This window comes from Aliiglaciecola sp. CAU 1673, assembly GCF_029223185.1.
GTDB lineage: Bacteria > Pseudomonadota > Gammaproteobacteria > Enterobacterales > Alteromonadaceae > Bowmanella.
Genome location: NZ_JARHUG010000009.1, coordinates 137,390 through 155,580 on the forward strand (window position 1 = coordinate 137,390; position 18,191 = coordinate 155,580).

Annotated in this window: 18 protein-coding genes and 2 tRNA genes; 11 read left to right on the top strand and 9 right to left on the bottom strand. The window is 51.4% G+C overall.

Translation table 11 applies throughout. The features are described 5' to 3' along the window. The first annotated feature begins 14 nt into the window (after window positions 1-14). A complete protein-coding gene (locus P2G88_RS10590; protein ID WP_275795835.1) occupies window positions 15-992 on the top strand; it encodes an alpha/beta fold hydrolase in 978 nt (325 codons plus the stop codon). On the opposite strand, the gene P2G88_RS10595 is transcribed toward P2G88_RS10590, so the two are convergent. Next, window positions 955-1,950 carry a cation diffusion facilitator family transporter gene (locus P2G88_RS10595; RefSeq protein ID WP_275795836.1) on the bottom strand — a complete coding sequence of 332 codons (996 nt, stop codon included), beginning with the start codon at window positions 1,948-1,950 and terminating at the stop codon, window positions 955-957. The two genes, P2G88_RS10590 and P2G88_RS10595, sit on opposite strands and share 38 nt — an antisense overlap. Window positions 1,951-2,011: 61 nt before the next feature. Between P2G88_RS10595 and trmL the strand changes: the two genes are divergently transcribed. Then, window positions 2,012-2,476 (top strand): tRNA (uridine(34)/cytosine(34)/5-carboxymethylaminomethyluridine(34)-2'-O)-methyltransferase TrmL, encoded by a 465-nt coding sequence (gene trmL / locus P2G88_RS10600; RefSeq protein ID WP_275795837.1) that lies wholly within the window; start codon window positions 2,012-2,014, stop codon window positions 2,474-2,476. A gap of 3 nt (window positions 2,477-2,479) precedes the next feature. On the opposite strand, the gene gpsA is transcribed toward trmL, so the two are convergent. From gpsA to P2G88_RS10620, 4 genes are read right to left on the bottom strand one after another with little or no spacing between them, the layout of a single operon-like run. After that, on the bottom strand, window positions 2,480-3,487 hold the full coding sequence (gene gpsA, locus P2G88_RS10605; protein WP_275795838.1) for an NAD(P)H-dependent glycerol-3-phosphate dehydrogenase: 1,008 nt from the start codon (window positions 3,485-3,487) through the stop codon (window positions 2,480-2,482). Next, complete coding sequence (secB, locus tag P2G88_RS10610; protein ID WP_275795839.1) at window positions 3,487-4,002, bottom strand: protein-export chaperone SecB; 516 nt, start codon at window positions 4,000-4,002, stop codon at window positions 3,487-3,489. Before secB ends, gpsA begins: the two co-directional genes overlap by 1 nt. 8 nt (window positions 4,003-4,010) lie before the next feature. Beyond that, complete coding sequence (gene grxC, locus P2G88_RS10615) at window positions 4,011-4,280, bottom strand: glutaredoxin 3 (protein WP_275795840.1); 270 nt, start codon at window positions 4,278-4,280, stop codon at window positions 4,011-4,013. A gap of 33 nt (window positions 4,281-4,313) precedes the next feature. Then, a complete protein-coding gene (locus P2G88_RS10620) occupies window positions 4,314-4,739 on the bottom strand; it encodes a rhodanese-like domain-containing protein (protein WP_275795841.1) in 426 nt (141 codons plus the stop codon). Window positions 4,740-4,938: 199 nt separating this feature from the next. Between P2G88_RS10620 and gpmM the strand changes: the two genes are divergently transcribed. From gpmM to P2G88_RS10645, 5 genes are all read left to right on the top strand, one after another. Beyond that, entirely contained in the window at window positions 4,939-6,471 is a 1,533-nt protein-coding gene (gpmM, locus tag P2G88_RS10625; RefSeq protein ID WP_275795842.1) for a 2,3-bisphosphoglycerate-independent phosphoglycerate mutase, read from the top strand. Continuing rightward, window positions 6,465-7,625 (top strand): peptidoglycan DD-metalloendopeptidase family protein, encoded by a 1,161-nt coding sequence (locus P2G88_RS10630; RefSeq protein ID WP_275795843.1) that lies wholly within the window; start codon window positions 6,465-6,467, stop codon window positions 7,623-7,625. The genes gpmM and P2G88_RS10630 overlap by 7 nt, the downstream gene beginning before the upstream one ends. 133 nt (window positions 7,626-7,758) lie before the next feature. Beyond that, a complete protein-coding gene (locus P2G88_RS10635; protein ID WP_275795844.1) occupies window positions 7,759-8,472 on the top strand; it encodes a divergent polysaccharide deacetylase family protein in 714 nt (237 codons plus the stop codon). A 2-nt stretch (window positions 8,473-8,474) separates the two neighbouring features. Then, window positions 8,475-9,266 carry an SDR family oxidoreductase gene (locus P2G88_RS10640; RefSeq protein ID WP_275795845.1) on the top strand — a complete coding sequence of 264 codons (792 nt, stop codon included), beginning with the start codon at window positions 8,475-8,477 and terminating at the stop codon, window positions 9,264-9,266. Between the two features lie 90 nt (window positions 9,267-9,356). Then, window positions 9,357-9,749: a MerC domain-containing protein gene (locus P2G88_RS10645; RefSeq protein ID WP_275795846.1), complete on the top strand. Its 393-nt coding sequence runs from the start codon at window positions 9,357-9,359 to the stop codon at window positions 9,747-9,749. A gap of 23 nt (window positions 9,750-9,772) precedes the next feature. Here P2G88_RS10645 and P2G88_RS10650 read toward each other — a convergent pair whose 3' ends face one another. The 4 genes from P2G88_RS10650 to rsgA all read right to left on the bottom strand — a co-directional run bounded on the left by P2G88_RS10650 (window position 9,773) and on the right by rsgA (window position 13,355). Next, window positions 9,773-10,477 carry a glycerophosphodiester phosphodiesterase family protein gene (locus P2G88_RS10650; protein ID WP_275795847.1) on the bottom strand — a complete coding sequence of 235 codons (705 nt, stop codon included), beginning with the start codon at window positions 10,475-10,477 and terminating at the stop codon, window positions 9,773-9,775. A 2-nt stretch (window positions 10,478-10,479) separates the two neighbouring features. Further along, entirely contained in the window at window positions 10,480-11,355 is an 876-nt protein-coding gene (locus P2G88_RS10655) for a DMT family transporter (protein WP_275795848.1), read from the bottom strand. 13 nt (window positions 11,356-11,368) lie between these two features. Further along, window positions 11,369-12,223 (bottom strand): archaetidylserine decarboxylase, encoded by an 855-nt coding sequence (gene asd / locus P2G88_RS10660; RefSeq protein ID WP_275795849.1) that lies wholly within the window; start codon window positions 12,221-12,223, stop codon window positions 11,369-11,371. Window positions 12,224-12,320: 97 nt separating this feature from the next. Then, window positions 12,321-13,355 (bottom strand): small ribosomal subunit biogenesis GTPase RsgA, encoded by a 1,035-nt coding sequence (gene rsgA / locus P2G88_RS10665; protein ID WP_275795850.1) that lies wholly within the window; start codon window positions 13,353-13,355, stop codon window positions 12,321-12,323. A gap of 122 nt (window positions 13,356-13,477) precedes the next feature. Between rsgA and orn the strand changes: the two genes are divergently transcribed. The 4 genes from orn to P2G88_RS10685 all read left to right on the top strand — a co-directional run bounded on the left by orn (window position 13,478) and on the right by P2G88_RS10685 (window position 18,162). Then, window positions 13,478-14,023 carry an oligoribonuclease gene (orn, locus tag P2G88_RS10670; protein WP_275795851.1) on the top strand — a complete coding sequence of 182 codons (546 nt, stop codon included), beginning with the start codon at window positions 13,478-13,480 and terminating at the stop codon, window positions 14,021-14,023. Between the two features lie 293 nt (window positions 14,024-14,316). Further along, window positions 14,317-14,392, top strand: a tRNA-Gly gene (locus P2G88_RS10675). 188 nt (window positions 14,393-14,580) lie between these two features. Next, window positions 14,581-14,656, top strand: a tRNA-Gly gene (locus tag P2G88_RS10680). A 1,052-nt stretch (window positions 14,657-15,708) separates the two neighbouring features. Continuing rightward, window positions 15,709-18,162: a TonB-dependent receptor gene (locus P2G88_RS10685; RefSeq protein ID WP_275795887.1), complete on the top strand. Its 2,454-nt coding sequence runs from the start codon at window positions 15,709-15,711 to the stop codon at window positions 18,160-18,162. The last annotated feature ends 29 nt before the right edge of the window (window positions 18,163-18,191 follow it).

Genomic DNA, 18,191 nt, shown 5'->3' on the forward strand with positions numbered 1-18,191 from the left:
TGCAGGAGATGCCGATGGAATATTTTTTCAGTGACGAAGCCAACTTGGAAAACGATTATGCCACCCAAATAGAGGGCTTTTGGCACAATCAGGTACAAACCGGTCAGTTTTCCGGTGTCGATGATGTGGATATCGCTTTTGCTTATGTACTGCATCCACAGGCGCGCGGCAGTATCGTTATCAGTAGCGGTCGTATCGAAGGCTATCTGAAGTACAAAGAAACCCTCTTCGATCTTTACCAGAATCACTTCAGTGTCTTTGTGCTTGATCACCGCGGTCAGGGACTGTCCGGGCGTATGAGTCACAATCCCCATCATGGCCTGGTGGAGGATTTCGATGAGTATGTCAGCGACCTGAAAACCTTTTACGATGGCTGGGTGAAGCCCAATAGCCAGCACAAGCCCTTTTTGCTCGGGCATTCCATGGGATCGGCAATAGGTACCTTATACTTGTTGGCCCATCCAGAAGATTTTCAGGCCGCCGCCTTCAGTGCGCCGATGTATGGCATCAAATCTCCTGTTCCTGCCTTTATCGCCAATGGCTTGATCGGTATCGGATTGCGTCTGAACAAGCTTCTCAGTGAGTCGCCTTGGTACTTTATCGGTCAAGCGGACTATATGGCTCTGCCTTTCGCCTTGAATCAGCTGACACATAGCCCGGTACGCTACAAGATCTTCCGCGAAGAATATGACAAAGAGCCCAAACTCAAATTAGGCGGGGTGACCTTCCAATGGCTGTCGGCGGCCATCAAGGCCATGGACAAAATTGAGCAACAGGCGCATCGCCTCAAAGTACCCGTACTGGTGCTGCAGGCCGGTGCCGATTTGGTGGTCGACAATGCCCGTCAAGACGCCGTGTGTGCCCTGATGCCTCACTGTCGAATGGAAACTTTCGCCGGTGCCAAACATGAATTACTGATGGAAGAGGACAAACACCGGCACGCCGCCCTGTGGACTATTCTGACGTTTTTTGATGGGATTGGCTCGGTCTAGTCACCGTTGGCGTCGCTTCGTCATTCTTGTCATCCGATGGTGCTTTATGTACCCCATTTTTTTTGGCGACAGAAAGGGGGTCCTGGTGGATCAGCACCTGGGCGTCAGGAATTTCCCTGACCACCGCAGCTTCGACTTTGTCGGCGATACCATGGGCATCCACCAGCTTTAGATCGTCATCCAATTCCAAGTGGAACTGCACGAAGATCGTCCGCCCTGACTGGCGCGTGCGAATATCATGTATTCCGTGTACGTGCGGATGAGCATTGGCAATCTGTTCGACCTGACGAACGATATCTTCAGGCATTTCCTTGTCCATCAAGGTGTCAGCCGAGTCTTTGGCAATGCCCCAGGCACCCCACATTAAATACAGAGCGATCCCAATGGCAAACCAGGCATCCATGGCAAAATAGCCTTGGGTACTGAGCCACAATGCAACCAATACGGCGCTGTTCATCAATAAATCGGATTGATAGTGCAAAGAGTCCGCCCGCACAGCCAGGGAGCGGGTCCTGGCGATAGCGATGCGCTGCACCATCACCAGCGCCAACGTCATAAACACACTGAAAAGGGTGGCGTAAATTGCCAGTTCCGGCCTATTCAGTGGTTGCGGTGACTTTAGTGCATCCACCGCATGCAAAACAAGCAGCAAACCCGAGCCAAAGATAAAGGCAGACTGGGCCAGACCGGCCAAAGACTCCGCCTTGCCATGGCCAAATTTATGATCTTCATCAGCCGGCATCAGCGCATAGCGAATGACAAAGAAGTTGATCAACGACGCCGCCACATCGAACACTGAATCGGTCAGGGAAGCGAGCATGGAGGCAGAGTCGGTCACATACCAGGCCCAGATTTTCACCAGGATCATGCTGATGGCTGCAAATACGGCACAGCTACTGGCCAGCTTCACCCAGAAGCTGTAGTCGTGGGCTGCTTTATCAGCACCGGCTTGGTTCATTCCCCCTCCCCTATCAATCTGCTATTCTGTCGCCCGCTTTTGACAATCCGCCACGCTGAGCATGCTCGACATTATTCTCTATCAACCTGAAATTCCACCCAATACCGGCAATATTATCCGACTATGCGCTAATACCGGCTTTCGTCTGCATTTGGTTGAGCCTTTGGGCTTTGCCTGGGATGACAAGCGCCTGCGCCGTGCCGGGCTGGATTATCATGAATTTGCCGCGGTCAGCCGCTTTGCCAACCTCGAAGCCTGTCTGCAGAGTCTGGCACCCAAGCGCCTGTTTGCACTGACGACTAAAGGTAAACAGGCCCATTCAGACGTGACATTTGCCATCGGCGATGCCCTGATGTTCGGCCCGGAAAGCCGGGGGTTGCCCATGGATCTAATTGAATCACTGCCGCCGGCGCAGCGCCTGCGCATTCCCATGTGTTCCGGTAGCCGCAGTATGAACCTGTCCAATGCGGTGGCGGTGATGGTCTATGAGGCCTGGCGGCAGTTTGGTTATGAGGGCGCGGGGTAAGCGTTACTCGAATTTCTTCTCCCGCCCTAGCAGGGCAATGGCCGCTTCTTTGGGTGACTTGTTCTCATACAACACCTTGTAGATCTGCTCAGTAATGGGCATTTCTACACCATGACGCTGGGCAAGCACATAGACTTCCTTGGTATTACGATACCCTTCCACCACCTGTCCGATGCTTTGCATCGCCTCATCAACGGATTTTCCGCTGCCAAGGGCCAGGCCAAAGCGGCGGTTACGCGACTGATTGTCGGTACAGGTAAGCACCAGGTCGCCCAAGCCCGCCATCCCCATAAAGGTGGCAGGTTCGGCACCAAGAGCCACCCCTAAGCGGGTTAACTCGGCCAAACCACGGGTGATAAGGGCAGTTCTGGCATTGGCGCCAAAGCCGATACCATCGGCAAGGCCCGCGCCGATGGCAATCACGTTTTTGACCGCACCACCAAGTTGCACACCAATAAAGTCATTATTTTTGTATACCCGCAGCGATTTGCCGCAATGCAGCATATCCGCCATATCCTCAACAAACTTGTCGTCACGGGAAGACAGTGAAATGGCAGTAGGCAATCCAGCGGCCATCTCCTTGGCAAAGGTCGGGCCGGACAATACCGCAAGGGAAATCTCATCACCGAGGATACGTCTGGCTACCTCTTGCAACAGACTACCGGTTTCCGGCTCCAGGCCCTTGGTAGCCCACGCCACTCGATGCTGCTTAGTAAGCATCGGTTTGATTTCCTCGAGGATATCGGCAAAACCATGGCTGGGTACCACCACCAGGATATTAAGACTGCGCGCCACGGCTTTGGCCAGATCGGCTTCAATATGCAAAGCGTCTGGAAAAATCGCGTCTGGCAGGTAGCGTTGATTGCGCCTGTCTTTGGCCATTTGCGCCATCTGAACGGCATCACGCCCCCACAGGTAAGTAGGCACTTCTTTGCGGGCGAAACAAAAAGCAAGGGCGGTGCCGTAAGACCCCGCCCCCAATACCGAAACCGCCTTTGGATCGGCTTTCATTAAGCGTCTGCGCTGGCAGCCTGCTGGGCCTGCGCGTCTTGAGCGCGTTTTTGCAGGTAAGCAGCGAAAATGGCGTCAAAATTCACAGGTGCCAGGTTCAACTGCGGGAACGTACCGCGGTTTACCAGGCTGGAGATGCACTCGCGGGCATAAGGGAACAGCGTATTGGGGCAGAAAGAACCCAGCATATGGGCTTTTTGCTGGTCCGGCAGGCTGTCGGCGATGCTGAACATACCAGCTTGCTGCACTTCCACCAGGAATGCGGTCTCTTCGCCAGCTTTAACGGTCACGGTAACAGACAGCACCACTTCATACAGATTGGCATCAAGCTTAGTGCTGCGGGTATCCAAATCCATCTTCACCTCAGGCTTCCACTCTTTGTGGAAAATTGCTGGGGCGTTGGGCGACTCGAAGGAAATGTCGCGGGTATAAATGCGCTGGATCGCGAACTGGGGCTGTCCACCCTGTGTATTTGACGCCTGATCGGCACCGTTAGCTTTTACTTCTTCAGTCATGTTTGTTCCTAACACTCGACCATATCGGCCAGTAATGTATCCAATTTCCCCTGGGACTCCAGGGCCATCATGTCATCACAGCCGCCGATATGGCGCCCATTAATGAAAATCTGCGGCACAGTATAACCGCCATTTGCCCTGCTTATCATTTCCTCCCGCAGCTCTGGCTGAAGGTCTATTGGAAACTCTATAAATTTCAGGCCTTTGGCATTTAACAATTGTTTGGCCCGAACGCAGTAGGGGCAGTACTGCTTGGTGTAAATCTCAACTTTTGCCATCATTTCACCTGTTTACAACGAGGATGAGCCAGCTTACTTAGCCAACGGCAGGTTGGCGCTGGACCAGGCGTTCATGCCACCTTTAAGCACATTGACCCGGGTAAAGCCTTTTTTCAGCATATCCATGGCCGGCTTCTTGGCACTCATGCCCATGGCACAGACCAAGATAATGGGTTTGTCTTTTGAATTTTCAAGGCTTGAGAAGTCACCTTGGTTCATTTTTTCTGCCGGGATTTGCTTGGCGCCGAGAATATGACCTTTCTTGAACTCATTTTGCGAGCGTATATCCACTACCACAGCGTCTTCTTTATTCATCAGCATGGTGGCTTCGTGGGTGCTTAGTTCCTTGACGGGAGAGAAGCTGCTGGTAACAAAGCTGTAAACCAGCAATACGGCCAGCGCTACCCAAGCACTGGAGAGAAGATAATGATTACCGATGAATTCGATAAACTGCTGCATGTTGATACTCTCAAAGATGGCGGAAAAAAGAGAGCAAAGTATATAGAAATCGCTCACAGAAACCAGCCTGACACATTTTAACCCCGCCAATCGGCTTGTATTGTCCATTGGCATTCTTGGTGGGTATTGCTAAAGTGCGAGCCCTAGCCAAACAAGCATCCGGCATTGCCAGCATCAGCATTTTGTGAGGAGTTTGCCCATGAGCCAGAAAAAGAAGCCCTTAGTGTTGATCATCCTGGACGGTTGGGGTTATCGGGAAGATCAGCAAGATAACGCTATCGCCCATGCCCATACGCCCGTGATGGATGGTTTGATGGCCAATTGTCCAAGCGCGCTGATTTCCGGCTCCGGCATGGACGTGGGCCTGCCTGAAGGGCAAATGGGTAATTCCGAAGTAGGGCATATGAATCTGGGGGCCGGACGGGTGGTTTACCAGGACTTTACCCGCATCACCAAAGCTATTCAGGACGGTGAATTTCAACAAAATCCGGTATTACTGGAATCCCTGGATAACGCCATTAGCCAAGATAAAGCCGTGCACATTATGGGTTTGATGTCTCCCGGTGGCGTGCATAGCCATGAAGATCACATTCTGGCCATGATCGAGCTCGCTCATCAGCGCGGTGCCAAGCGCATTTATCTGCATGCGTTTCTGGACGGTCGCGATACTCCGCCACGCAGTGCTAAGCCCTCATTGGAAAAGGCCGATGCGCTGTTTGCCAAGCTCGGCTGCGGTAAAGTTGCCAGTCTCACCGGTCGCTACTTTGCCATGGACAGGGACAACCGCTGGGATCGGGTGCAGGCCGCTTATGACTTGCTGACGTCAGGTCAGGCACAATTCCAGGCAGACTCGGCGGTTGCCGGACTGGAAGCCGCCTATGAGCGTGGTGAAAATGACGAGTTTGTAAAGCCCACGGCTATTGGTGAAGCCACAGCGATAGAAGATGGTGATGCCGTTTTCTTTATGAACTTCCGTGCCGACCGCGCCCGTGAACTGACCAAGAGCTTTGTGGATCAGGATTTCGACGGCTTTGCCCGTAAGTGCCATCCCAAACTTGCCGGTTTTGTGATGCTGACCCAATATGCGGCAGACATTCCGGCCCCATGCGCCTATCCGCCTGAACCACTGGAAAATGTAATGGGCGAATGGCTGGCCAAACATGGCAAAACCCAATTACGCATTTCTGAAACCGAAAAATATGCTCATGTCACCTTCTTCTACAGCGGTGGACGTGAAGCACTGTTTGAGGGTGAAGAACGTATTCTGGTGCCCTCTCCCGATGTGGCCACCTATGATCTGCAACCCGAGATGAACTCCACCGAATTGACCGACAAACTGGTAGAGGCGATTGAGTCCGGCAAGTACGATGTCATCGTCTGTAACTATCCCAACGGGGATATGGTTGGTCATACCGGCGTATTCGAGGCGGCAGTGAAGGCCTGTGAAGCGGTGGATCGTTGTATTGGCCGCGTGGTGGAAGCTCTTAAAAAGGTTGGTGGCGAGTGTCTTATCACCGCCGACCACGGCAACGCCGAGCAGATGAAAGATCATGGCACCGGTCAGGCCCACACCGCCCATACCAGCGATCCGGTACCCTTTATTTATGTGGGCAGAGAAGCAACGGCCCGTAAAGGTGGCATTCTCAGTGATGTAGCACCCACCATGTTGCATCTGATGGGCATGGAACAGCCCAAGCAAATGACGGGCAAACCTATTGTGACCCTGTGCTGAGCACTAACCAATTACGTCGTTTAAGGGGGCTGATAACAAGGCCCCTGACGCTTTTCTGTGTGCTATCACTTGGCATAGGCTTGGCCAATGCCGAACAACAGACCGAAGCCCAACTTAAAGCGCTGCAGGAGCAAATCAAAGCACGTCAGGCCGAATTGGACAGTCAACTCTCCAGTGCCAAAGATCTGGAACAAGAATTGAAACGCTCCGAGCTTCGCATCGCGCGGCTGGTCAAAGACATTAACGATACGCGTAAACGCCTGACCAACACCAATAAAGAGCAGACACAGCTCAAGAACAAGCAATCCTCGCTACAGAATGATATCCGTAAACAGCAGGACGCATTGGCCACTCAGCTAAGAAGCGCCTATATGACAGGACAGCATGATTTCACCAAAATGCTGTTCAACCTTAAAGACGCCGGCAAGTTGGAGCGCTCTCTGAGCTATTACGGTTATTTTAACCGTGCCAGACAAGAGCAAATCGACAGTTTTAATACCCTGGCCGCTGAGCTGAAACAAGTCGAGCAACAGCTGGACAACGTCCTGCAGGAACTCTCTGATCTGGCCAAAGTGCAAGACGCACAGCGTCAGTTGATGGAGGGTGAACAGCGCGGCAGACAACGCACGCTGAATGCAATGGAGAAGCGCATCGCCTCCGAAGCGGCACAAATAGAGCAGTTGCAGATCAGCGAACAAAACCTGATCCAGGCTTTACAAAAAGCTGCAGAGTTGGCCGCCAGACAACCACAGAATTTTGAGGGCTTGGGTAAGCTCAAAGGCAAATTACTGCGTCCCACCAGCGGCACCATGCGCGACCTTTTTGCCAAACGCCGGCAGGGTCAAATTCGCTGGAAAGGGGTGTTGTTTAACGGCAGCACCGGCGACGCAGTCAAAGCCGTGCATCAGGGGAAGGTGTTGTTTGCCGATTGGCTTAAGGGTTTTGGACTGGTCACCGTACTGGATCATGGGGACGGTTATATGAGCCTGTACGGCTATAACCAAGCCCTGCTAAAAGAAGCCGGTGAGATGGTGGAAGCCGGTGAGGACATCGCATTGGTAGGGCAAAGCGGTGGGCAGTCACAACCCGGTCTGTACTTTGAAATACGCCACAAAGGCGAAGCCGTGGATCCCTCGCAATGGCTTCAACCCTAGCAATCATTGACGGCTTCCCTATAATCAACACAGCTAGTGCCCGAATAAGAATAATAGAATTAACATAGTGATGGCCTTTATCCGACGGTTAGGAACCCTCTGCTTTGCCACATCTTTATTGTGGTGCTTAAGCTTGCCCAGCCATGGCGGACAAATAGCCCTGATCATCGATGATATGGGCTACCGGCAACAAGATGCCGAGGCGTTCGCATTACCCCCCAGTGTTACCTTTGCCATCTTGCCCCATACCCCTTTTTCCACGGATTTTGCCAAACGCGCTGCCGACCAGACCCGCGAAGTCATGATCCATATGCCCATGGAGGCCCTGGCCGGCAATAAACTGGGACCCGGAGCACTGACCTCCCTGATGACCAGGGAGTCCATTCAGAAGGAACTGCAATCGGCCTTAATATCGATTCCCAATGCAGTCGGCATCAATAACCATATGGGCAGTAAGTTGACCCAGCTCACCGCCCCTATGCAGGCCACCATGGACTTCCTACAACAAAGAAGTCTGTACTTTATCGATAGTCGCACCACCCGTTACAGCAAAGCGGAGAAAATCGCCTTGTCCAATGGCGTGCTGAGTGCCAGTCGCCACGTTTTTCTCGACCATGAAAGCAATGATGCCCATATGAAGGAGCAATTTGATCGTTTGCTGCGCATCGCCGTTAAGCATGAGCAAGCCATTGGTATCGGTCATCCCCATGAAAAGACCCTGGCTTTTTTGCATCAGCAATTGCCACGTCTGAATGAGATGGGTATTGAACTGGTGCCGGTCAGCCGTCTGCTGGCCGCCAGAACAGCCAGATTGGAACAAAAGCCGCCTTCAAATACAGAGGAATAAAGATGCAGTTGTCAGGTAAGCGTATATGGTTAACCGGCGCCTCTATGGGTATTGGCGAAGCATTGGCGCAGGCCCTGGCAGATGCCGGCGCGTCGTTGATTTTAAGTGCGCGCTCGCTGGATAAACTGCAAAGCTTAAAAGCCAGCCTGCCTCATGCAGAGCGTCATACTGTGGTGCAGTTGGATTTGGCTGATGCTGACAGCTTAGCCGCTGTTGTGGCCGACACCTTAGGTAATGAGCCAGGCCTGGATGTGCTGATCAATAACGGCGGCATATCACAACGCGGCCTGGCCAGGGAAACCGATCTCAGCGTGCAACGTCAGGTGATGGAAGTGAATTACTTCGGCACCATCGCCCTGACCCAGGCCATACTCCCGCATCTGCTGTCCCGTCAGGGCATGGTAGTCAATATCGCCAGTGTGGCTGGAAAAGTCGGTGGTCAGAGCATGTCCGGCTACAGTGCGTCCAAACATGCCTTGATTGGCTATATGGATTGCCTGCGTGCCGAAGAAACGGTCAACGGACTCAAAGTTCTGAATGTGTGCCCGGGCTTTGTGCAGACCAATATTTCGGTGAATGCGCTGACAGAACATGGTGACACTTTTGGCAAGGTGGCCAGATCCATCGCCGAGGGGATCACGCCGCAAGAATGTGCCAACGCTATCTTAAAGGCCATGGAAAAAGAAAAATATGAAGTGGTCATAGGAAAAGGATTAAGTGGCTGGGCCCCCACCATCAAGCGCTGGCTGCCTAATTTGTTCTTCAGAATTACCGCCAATAAGAATATTCGCTAACCGGAATAATCTTCAAATTAGGGTGTGCGACTTGCCAATTTTCGGGAATGTTATATTATAACGCTCCTTAAAGATAATTCTGAAACGGCAATGTCGAACACTAATAGCAGCAACTTATTGGACAAAATGGGTATTTGGGCATCCAGCCTGTGTGCCTTGCATTGTCTATTGCTGCCAATACTAGTGCCACTGCTGCCCTTTGTTGGCGCCAGTTTCTTTGCCGAAAACTGGTTTGAGCGCAGCATCCTGACCGTCTCTATGATTATCGGCTTCTGGGCTCTGTTGTCTGGTTTCTATCGCTATCACCGTCAGCTATATCCCCTGTATAGCCTGGTGTTAGGTGGGCTCATCTACTGGAACAAAGACATGTTCGGCCACGACTACGAGCCTTTCACCATTGCCATCGGCGCTTTGCTAATCGTTGCCGCCCATATTCTTAATCTGAGATTGTGTCAGGCCTGTCATCAGTGTGACGACCATTAAAAGGTCTTCGGCCAGGTCGTTGACTAGGCTTTGGGCAAATCCCGGCAAAACGCCATCGCCCGATCCGGGTAGTTACTGAAAATGCCATCGACCCCCCAGCTGGCCAACATTTCCATATCCTGCTCTTGATCTACCGTATACACGTAGGTTTTCAAGCCCTTGGATTTGGCATCCTGGATCAATTCCGGGCAGATACAAGACAAGGCTGCGTTCAATGACACCGCCCCCAAACGCTGCGCAAAAGCAGCATAATCCAGCGGAATAGACGCGGTCAATGCGCCTATGGGATGCTCAGGTTTAAGCAGTTTAATGCGCCGCAGCAGATGGTGGTTAAAAGACGAAATAGGCAGCTGCTCTCGGCGAAAGCCCAATTCCTTGATGGCCTTATCTACCATGCTGATAAGCACACCCGGCTCATCTAATTCCTTAATTTCGATATTCAGGGTGCAGGTGCCGCGGATTTCGCTGAGCAGTTCCCAGAGAAGAGGTATTCTTTCTCCCTTTCCGGCATCCAGAGCCCGCAACTCAGCCAGACTGTGATCTGTCAGTCGGCCTTTACCATTGGTACAACGGTGCAGCCAGCGATCATGGAAGACCAGAAGTTCTCCTTCGATGCTATGGATATCAATCTCTATTCCATCCACTTCCATTTCCAGAGCTTTGCGAATGGCAAGCAACGTATTTTCAGGGGCGATGGCGCTGGCGCCTCGATGGGCAAAAACAAACATGGTTATTGGTCTGCCTTTGGATGCAGTTTATGGGCATTAACAGTTTCATACATGGCAGCACAAATCACCAGTAAACCACCGACCAATGTTTGCCAGGTAGGTTGTTCACCCAGTACCAATACGGCCAATAAGACGCCGTACAGTGGCTGCATACAAGCCACCAGGGAAAAGGTTTTGGCACGCAGATGGATCAGAGTATAAGCCACCAGCGCATGGGGAGCAGCGGTACAGATGGTACCCAGCACAAGCAGCAACCCGAGCGTATGGGTATTGGCTTCCAGTAACGCAGGCGAGCCAAAAGCTGCCAGGCACAACACAATCACCAGGGTCTGATAGGTCATGGCCTGGGCGCCGCCATAATGGGAAAAATATTTACGGTGGATAAGATTACGCAGGGCATATAGCAGCGCCGAAAATACCCCTACCAGAATACCCAAAGTGACATCATTGCCCAGGGATGGCTCAGGAACGATCAAGGCGATGCCCGCTAATACCACCAGAGCGCTGGCTACGTCCTGCCAAACCAGACGGATTTTTTCAAAGAAGGGTTCAAGCAGGACGGTGATCACCGGAAAAGTGAAAAGGGCGATCATGCCTACGGACACTGAGGAATACTGCATGGCGGCAAAGTAGGTTACCCAATGCACCGCCATCAACAACCCCAATAGCAAAGCCACAAAGACATCCCGGCGACGATGCAAGCGGAAATTACCGCCGGTTAACTTGACCAGCAATGCCAATACCACAAAGGCGATCACAGCCCGGCCCAAGGTGATATCCAGGGCAGAGAGAGGAATAATACGGGAGAAAAGCGCCGTAGCACCCAACAGAATCACTGCCAGGTGCAAGGACCAGAGGCTTTTTTTAACTGGATCCACGAGGCTGGATCGATCAGTTTAAGCTGGCGAAGCCCACACCCAAACGCGTGGTATCTGCAGGTTTAATGTCATCGAAGTCGAGCATATCGGGTGCAAACAACATCACCACAGTAGAGCCCAGTTTAAACAGACCCATTTCTTCGCCTTTTTTCAACGACACAGCATTAAGCCCCTGCGCCGGATATTGCCAGTGCATGACTTTTTTACCGGCGGGTGGGGTAACGGTACCTGCCCAAATGGTTTCGATACTGGCCACAATAGTGGCACCTACCAGCACCATGGCCATCTTGCCTTTGTCGGTATCAAAGAGTGCTACCACACGCTCATTACGGGCAAAAAGGCCTGGCACATGGGCTGTGGTCAGGGGATTGACTGAGAAGAGTTCACCGGGCACATAAATCATATCGGTCAGTACAGCATCCATGGGCATATGAATACGATGATAGTCACGGGGTGACAGATAAATAGTGGCAAACTTACCTTCTTCAAACTGCTCCGTCAGTTCCTTCTTACCGCCCAATAATGCGGTCAGGCTGTAATCATGACCTTTGGCCTGAAAGATTCTGTCCTTGTCGATATCCCCTAATTGACTCACCGTGCCATCCACCGGGAACACCAGGCGCTCTGGATCGGCATCGATGGGACGCAGGCCTGGCTTGAGCAAGCGGGTGAAAAAATCATTAAAGCTCTCGTAAGCTGCTGGATCTTCACGCTCGGCCTCGGTCATATCCACTTTAAACTGGTGGATAAACAATTTGATCAAGCCAGTAGTGATAAAACCAGCTTTAGCGGCGGCCAGAAAGCCCACCAATCTGGAAATGGCGTGCTTGGGAATAAAGTACTGAAGGCTGACCTTAATTGGCGTCACGTGAATATTCCTGTTGATAAAGACGGGCGGATTGTAACCTATCCCGAGCCGGGAGTTGAAATAGCAAAAACGTCGGTATCAAATCTTATTGATATGCTTAACGCGGTGGACGGCTGCGAGCTGGGCGCTGCTCTTCCATACCGGATAAGATCTTGTGATAGCTGTCGAACCTTTCCTGGCTGATTTTGCCCTGCTGCACCGCTTCCCGAATCAGGCAACCTGGGTCATCCCCGTGCTTGCAGTCTCTAAACTTACAGCCGCCCAGAAAATCGCGAAATTCTTTAAAGCACCAGGTGACGCGCTCAGCAGGCAGGTGCCACAAAGCAAATTCACGCACGCCGGGGGAGTCGATCAAATTGCCGCCGCCGGGGAAACGCAACAGTTTGGCCGCCGTAGTGGTATGTTGCCCCAGTCCCGAGTTATCGGACACATCGCCGATGGCTTCTTCGGCACCAGGTAGCAACTTATTGATTAAACTGGATTTACCTACGCCAGACTGACCAACAAACACGCTGGTTTTATCTTTCAGTAAGGCGGCCAGTTCATCGATACCTTCGCCGGTCTTACAACTGACCAATAGCACCTGATAACCAATTTGACGATACAGGGCCAGGCTCTCTTCTACTACCTGGCGCTGCTCTTTGGACAGCATTTCCACTTTGTTTAGTAGCAACAGGGGCGCTATTTCCACATCTTCGGAGGCCACCAGATAGCGATCAATAATATTCAGAGACAGTGCAGGCAAGACTGCACTGACCACAATAATTTGATCAATATTGGCGGCCACTGGTTTGATACCGTCATAGAAATCCGGACGGGTCAGCACTGACTGACGTTCAGCAACAGCTTCAATCACACCGCTGACATTCAGGCTTAAGTCTTTTCCGGGTCTGAATTTTACTTTATCGCCACAAACCACGCTGCCGATGGTGCGTCTGATATTGCAGCGGTAGACCGTTCCTTCGTCGTCTTCCACATCGGCGTGTTGACCGAATCGCCCCACCACCAATCCGGCTAAGGGTTCCCCTAATTGCTCATCGGCAATGGCGCAATCGCCGCCGCTAAGACGTTTCTCCAGGTTGCTGGATACCTGGCGTTTCTGGCGCTGTGTGAGTCGGTTTCTTTTTGCCACGTTAACTGTGAATGCTATATTGATGCCTTTACAGTACTTTGCTGTTCAGGCCTAGTTGAGGGCATAGAGTTTACCCCGCCAGCAAGGCTATGAATACGGTTTATTTCTAAGGTAGGACAAAGATGGCGCAAGATCCCAATAACCTGGTATGGATAGACATGGAGATGACCGGATTGGATCCTGATACCGACAAGGTGCTGGAAATTGCCACCATCGTCACCGACCAACAACTCAATGTACTTGCCGAGGGGCCTGTGCTGGCGGTGCATCAACCGGACAGCGTATTGGACAACATGGATGAATGGTGTGTGAAAACTCACGGTGCCAGCGGTCTCACCCAACGCTGCCGGGACAGTAAGGTGGATGTTGAGGAAGCCGCCCGTCAGACTATCGCCTTTCTTAACGACTGGGTGCCAAAGGGCAAGTCCCCCTTGTGCGGCAACAGTATCGGCCAGGACCGGCGTTTTATGGTGCGTCATATGCCGGAGCTTGAAGCCTATTTTCACTATCGCAATGTGGATGTCAGTACCATCAAAGAGCTGGTGCGGCGCTGGAAGCCAGAGCTGATGTCTCAGCTGAACAAGAAAGGCACCCATCTGGCTTTGGATGATATTCGTGAGTCCATTGCCGAGCTTCAATTCTATCGGGAAAACGTTTTCTCCATTTGATGACAGCAAGACGTCGCGCTCACTTTTTCGCCTGTTAGCACAAAACAGTGAATTTAATGCTTGCTAAGCGCGGCTTTTTTTGTAAAATGCGCCTCCGCTTGTGGTCGACAAAAGTCGACAGCAAGCAGTCTAAATCGGTGCGGGACAAAATTACCCGGAGTAATTTTGAACATCGCGGAGCGATGGCCCGAAGGGAAAAGTACAGGACGTACGATAGCTCAGTGGAGCAATGCTGTTAAAGCATTCCATCGAATTGAAGGAAATGCTGTCATACCAAGCAGCAAAAGAAGTAAGCGGGAATAGCTCAGTTGGTAGAGCACAACCTTGCCAAGGTTGGGGTCGCGAGTTCGAGTCTCGTTTCCCGCTCCAAATTTCTATCTTCTTCGTTAGAAATCCGATTTAGGGAAAATCATATATGCGGGACAAAATTGTCTGGAACAATTTTGAACATCGCCAGCGATGGCCCGAAGGGCAAAACACAGGAAGTGTTTTGTAATAGCTCAGTTGAATGCCTCACGTCGCACTAAACTGAGTAAAACAGCGGACGTATCCAATAAGCGGGAATAGCTCAGTTGGTAGAGCACAACCTTGCCAAGGTTGGGGTCGCGAGTTCGAGTCTCGTTTCCCGCTCCAAATTCTTCTATATAAAATACTCTTAGTGCTCAGTACACATCCTTGTGGCAGCTTTCCAGCCTCATCGTCCACGATGAGTCGTTCAATGCTCTCGACGTGACGTTAAGTCACCTCTCGCTCGCTTCGCTCACCGCATTTCACCCCGCTCCAAATTCTTCTATATCAAATACTCTTAGTGCTCAGTACACATCCTTGTGGCAGCGTTCCAGGTCGGCCATCCGCAGCCTCCCGTAAATAGCTAGCCAAGCTGCGCGCCCTCGCTTGTCTCGAGACGCTATTTACCCCGCTTCAAATTTTTCTATATCAAATACTCTTAGTGCTCAGTACACATCCTTGTAGCAGCGTTCCAGCCTCATCGTCCACGATGAGTCGTTCAATGCTCTCGACGTGACGTTAAGTCACCTCTCGCTCGCTTCGCTCACCGCATTTCACCCCGCTCCAAATTCTTCTATATCAATTTCTCTTCGTGCTCAGTACACATCCTTGTGGCAGCTTTCCAGGTCGGCCATCCGCGGCCTCCCGTAAATAGCTAGCCAAGCTGCGCGCCCTCGCTTGTCCCGAGACGCTATTTACCCCGCTCCAAATTCTTCTATATCAAATTCTCTTTTTGCTCAGTACACATCCTTATGGCAGCGTTCCAGGTCGGCCATCCGCGTGTTATTTCAGACTATCCTTGTCTTCCGCCCTTTGGGCTATCACCAAAATTAGGATAATCCTTCTAATTTTCAGCATTTGTTAACCAATAGTTACTGAATAAATATTCCAAATCCCTGCACTTGCAATCAAATATCATCAAATCCACAATTTTAGCCGCCGACACACCATTAACAATTACCGCACCCATCCTTAACAATCCAGCCTCTATTCCGCAGCCTGCAAGGGGATAACAAGAAGCAGGAAAGTAATTCGCATAAACATTCTGTTTACATATAGAAAACAACATTTTTAGGGCTAAATTGCATATTGATAGCCCCATTCCTTATGTGGTTTCATGGAAAAAGAATGATAAAAATTTTATGGTCCATTCAGACAGAGGCACACCCACCATGGCATTGGAAAAACCCGCATTAAGTTTGGTTGCTATCGCCGTCACATCGGTACTCTTGCCTGCCCCGGCGAAAGCTCAGGAGCAGACTGCAGCAGATAAAGCCATCGAAACCATTCAAATCACGGCCACTCGCCGTTCTGGTACGGTGCAAGAGGCTCCACTGAACATCACCGCGTTAAATGACGACGTGATCGCAGAGCAAAATATCAAAGATATCTCCGATGTAGCTCGCTGGGTGCCAGGCTTAAGCGCTCCCGACCAGGGCGCCCGGGACGATGCGGCTCTGATTGTGCGTGGCCTGAATACCAACAGCTCCGGCCCCAATAGCGATGGCGGTACGGTAGCTACCTATGTGGGCGAGATTCCGTTGTACATCAATATGCGCTTAACAGACATCGAGCGCGTGGAGGTGCTGATTGGCCCACAAGGTACCCTTTATGGTGCAGGCACTTTGGGCGGCGCTATCCGCTATATGCCTAAAGCGCCGGATCTGGACTTCACCACCCTCAAGGTATTCGGTGATATCTCCCAAATGGCAGAGAGTGATAGCGTCGGCGCTGAAGGCGGCTTGATCTTCAACACCCCCTTGATAGAAGACAAACTAGCCTTACGTGCCTCATTGAATTACGTAAACGACCCGGGCTATATCGATTACAACTATGTGGTGCGTCAACCGGGTACCTCATTGCCCGATCCAGATTGGTCAAATGCCTCTGAAGTAGAGAGTAACCTCAAGCGTGTTGCCGATGCCAACGGCGAAAAAACCCTGACTACAAGGGTTGCCTTGCGCTGGACCCCGACTGACTGGCTGGACACCACGCTAAGCTATCTGCGCCAGAATCAAAAAGCAGAAGGCCGCTCTATTGTGCATGCTACCTCTTTGGCTGACAGCAATCCTCTGAGCGACATCATCGGCGACTATGAATCAGCCTACCGGGTAGAAGAGCCCTATGAGCGCACCGATTCATTACTGAGTCTGGAGATTACTGCCGATTTAGGCTTTGCGGAATTGGTCTCTGCCACCGGTATGTCCAAGTGGGAAGAGGATGGACAACGCGACCAAACTGACCTGCTGATCCGCTTGGCTTTCAGCTACGAAGAATTCCCGGCCTTTACCGCCTTTACCCGTGAATTGGGTGAAGAGAAGATATTCACCCAGGAAATCCGTTTGGTTTCTCAAGGGGATTCTGACTGGTCATGGATTGTCGGCGGCTACTACAACAAGGACGAATCTGACGGCTCCAGCAGCGAATTTACCCCCGGCTTCGATGAATACGCCATTGACGTATGGGGTGCTGAAGGCTTCCTTCGCCCCGATTCTCTCGAATATTACAGTGTGGATGATACCGAAGTCACAGAACAAGCCCTGTTTGGTGAGCTAAGCTGGAAAGCCACCGATAAACTGGAATTCACCGTAGGTACGCGTTTCTACAAGTACGAGGTAGACAACAGCTCTGCGTTAGACCTGCCTCTGTATGAAACCGTATTCGGTGGACGCGATCCCGACAGTATCGTCTTAGATTTCGAGAATTCATTTGCCGAGGATGACGGCAACCTGTTGAAGTTTAACACCAACTATAAATTCACCCGCGATATTCTGGGCTATCTGACCATCAGTGAGGGTTTCCGAATCGGTGGCTCAAACAGCGTTGCCGCCTGCCCTCAGGTTCTCGAGCCCGGAAAGCAATATGTATGTGCTGAACCAGATGAAATGACCTATGAAGCGGATACCACTACCAACTATGAGCTCGGCTTTAAGTCTTCATGGCTTAAGAACCGCTTCCACTTCAACGCAGCCCTGTTTAATGTGGATTGGGATAACGCTCAGGTAGCGGGTGCCACCGTGAACGGCCAACAGCCCATTACTTCCAATGCCGGCAGCGCCAACTCCAAAGGGGTAGAGATCTCCAGCCGCGCTTTATTGACAGATGACTTCTCGGTGTATGCCACCTTCGCCCATACAAAGGCCAAGCTAACCGAAGATGCCCCTTACCTGTTTGGCGTGGTGGACGACCAAGGCACCCCGCTACAGGATTTCTATGACGGCAAAGATGGTGACAGACTCCCCGGTTCACCTGAGAATCAGTTCTCCTTCGGTGCTACTTACACCACAGAAGTATTAGGCGACCTACTACTGGATTTGACCTATGGCCTGACTTACCAGAGTGATGTATTCACTAAAGTAGGTAATCGTGCCGACGGAGAAACCTTACCGGGGTATTCTCTGAGCAATATTGCTGCCAAATTGTCTGATGAGAGCTGGTCTGTGACCTTCTATATCGACAACCTGTTCGACAAGTATGCTTACTCGGCGGTACGCCGTGATAAAGCCGATATCGGCCTGGCCAAATTCCCGGTCATGAATAGCAACGGTACGGACATTCAACGGAATTACGGTCATTATCTGATTCGTCCACGCACCATCGGATTGAATTTCAGTTACGACTTCACACTCTGATCGTCATTGTTGTTAAGATAAGGGCGCCT

Coding starts and splice junctions, on each gene's coding strand:
- P2G88_RS10640 (WP_275795845.1), top strand. CDS start 8,475: ATGCAGTTGTCAGGTAAGCGTATATGGTTAACCGGCGCCTCTATGGGT.
- orn (WP_275795851.1), top strand. CDS start 13,478: ATGGCGCAAGATCCCAATAACCTGGTATGGATAGACATGGAGATGACC.
- trmL (WP_275795837.1), top strand. CDS start 2,012: ATGCTCGACATTATTCTCTATCAACCTGAAATTCCACCCAATACCGGC.
- gpmM (WP_275795842.1), top strand. CDS start 4,939: ATGAGCCAGAAAAAGAAGCCCTTAGTGTTGATCATCCTGGACGGTTGG.
- P2G88_RS10595 (WP_275795836.1), bottom strand. CDS start 1,950: ATGAACCAAGCCGGTGCTGATAAAGCAGCCCACGACTACAGCTTCTGG.
- P2G88_RS10620 (WP_275795841.1), bottom strand. CDS start 4,739: ATGCAGCAGTTTATCGAATTCATCGGTAATCATTATCTTCTCTCCAGT.
- P2G88_RS10590 (WP_275795835.1), top strand. CDS start 15: ATGGAATATTTTTTCAGTGACGAAGCCAACTTGGAAAACGATTATGCC.
- P2G88_RS10645 (WP_275795846.1), top strand. CDS start 9,357: ATGTCGAACACTAATAGCAGCAACTTATTGGACAAAATGGGTATTTGG.
- P2G88_RS10650 (WP_275795847.1), bottom strand. CDS start 10,477: ATGTTTGTTTTTGCCCATCGAGGCGCCAGCGCCATCGCCCCTGAAAAT.
- gpsA (WP_275795838.1), bottom strand. CDS start 3,487: ATGAAAGCCGATCCAAAGGCGGTTTCGGTATTGGGGGCGGGGTCTTAC.
- secB (WP_275795839.1), bottom strand. CDS start 4,002: ATGACTGAAGAAGTAAAAGCTAACGGTGCCGATCAGGCGTCAAATACA.
- grxC (WP_275795840.1), bottom strand. CDS start 4,280: ATGGCAAAAGTTGAGATTTACACCAAGCAGTACTGCCCCTACTGCGTT.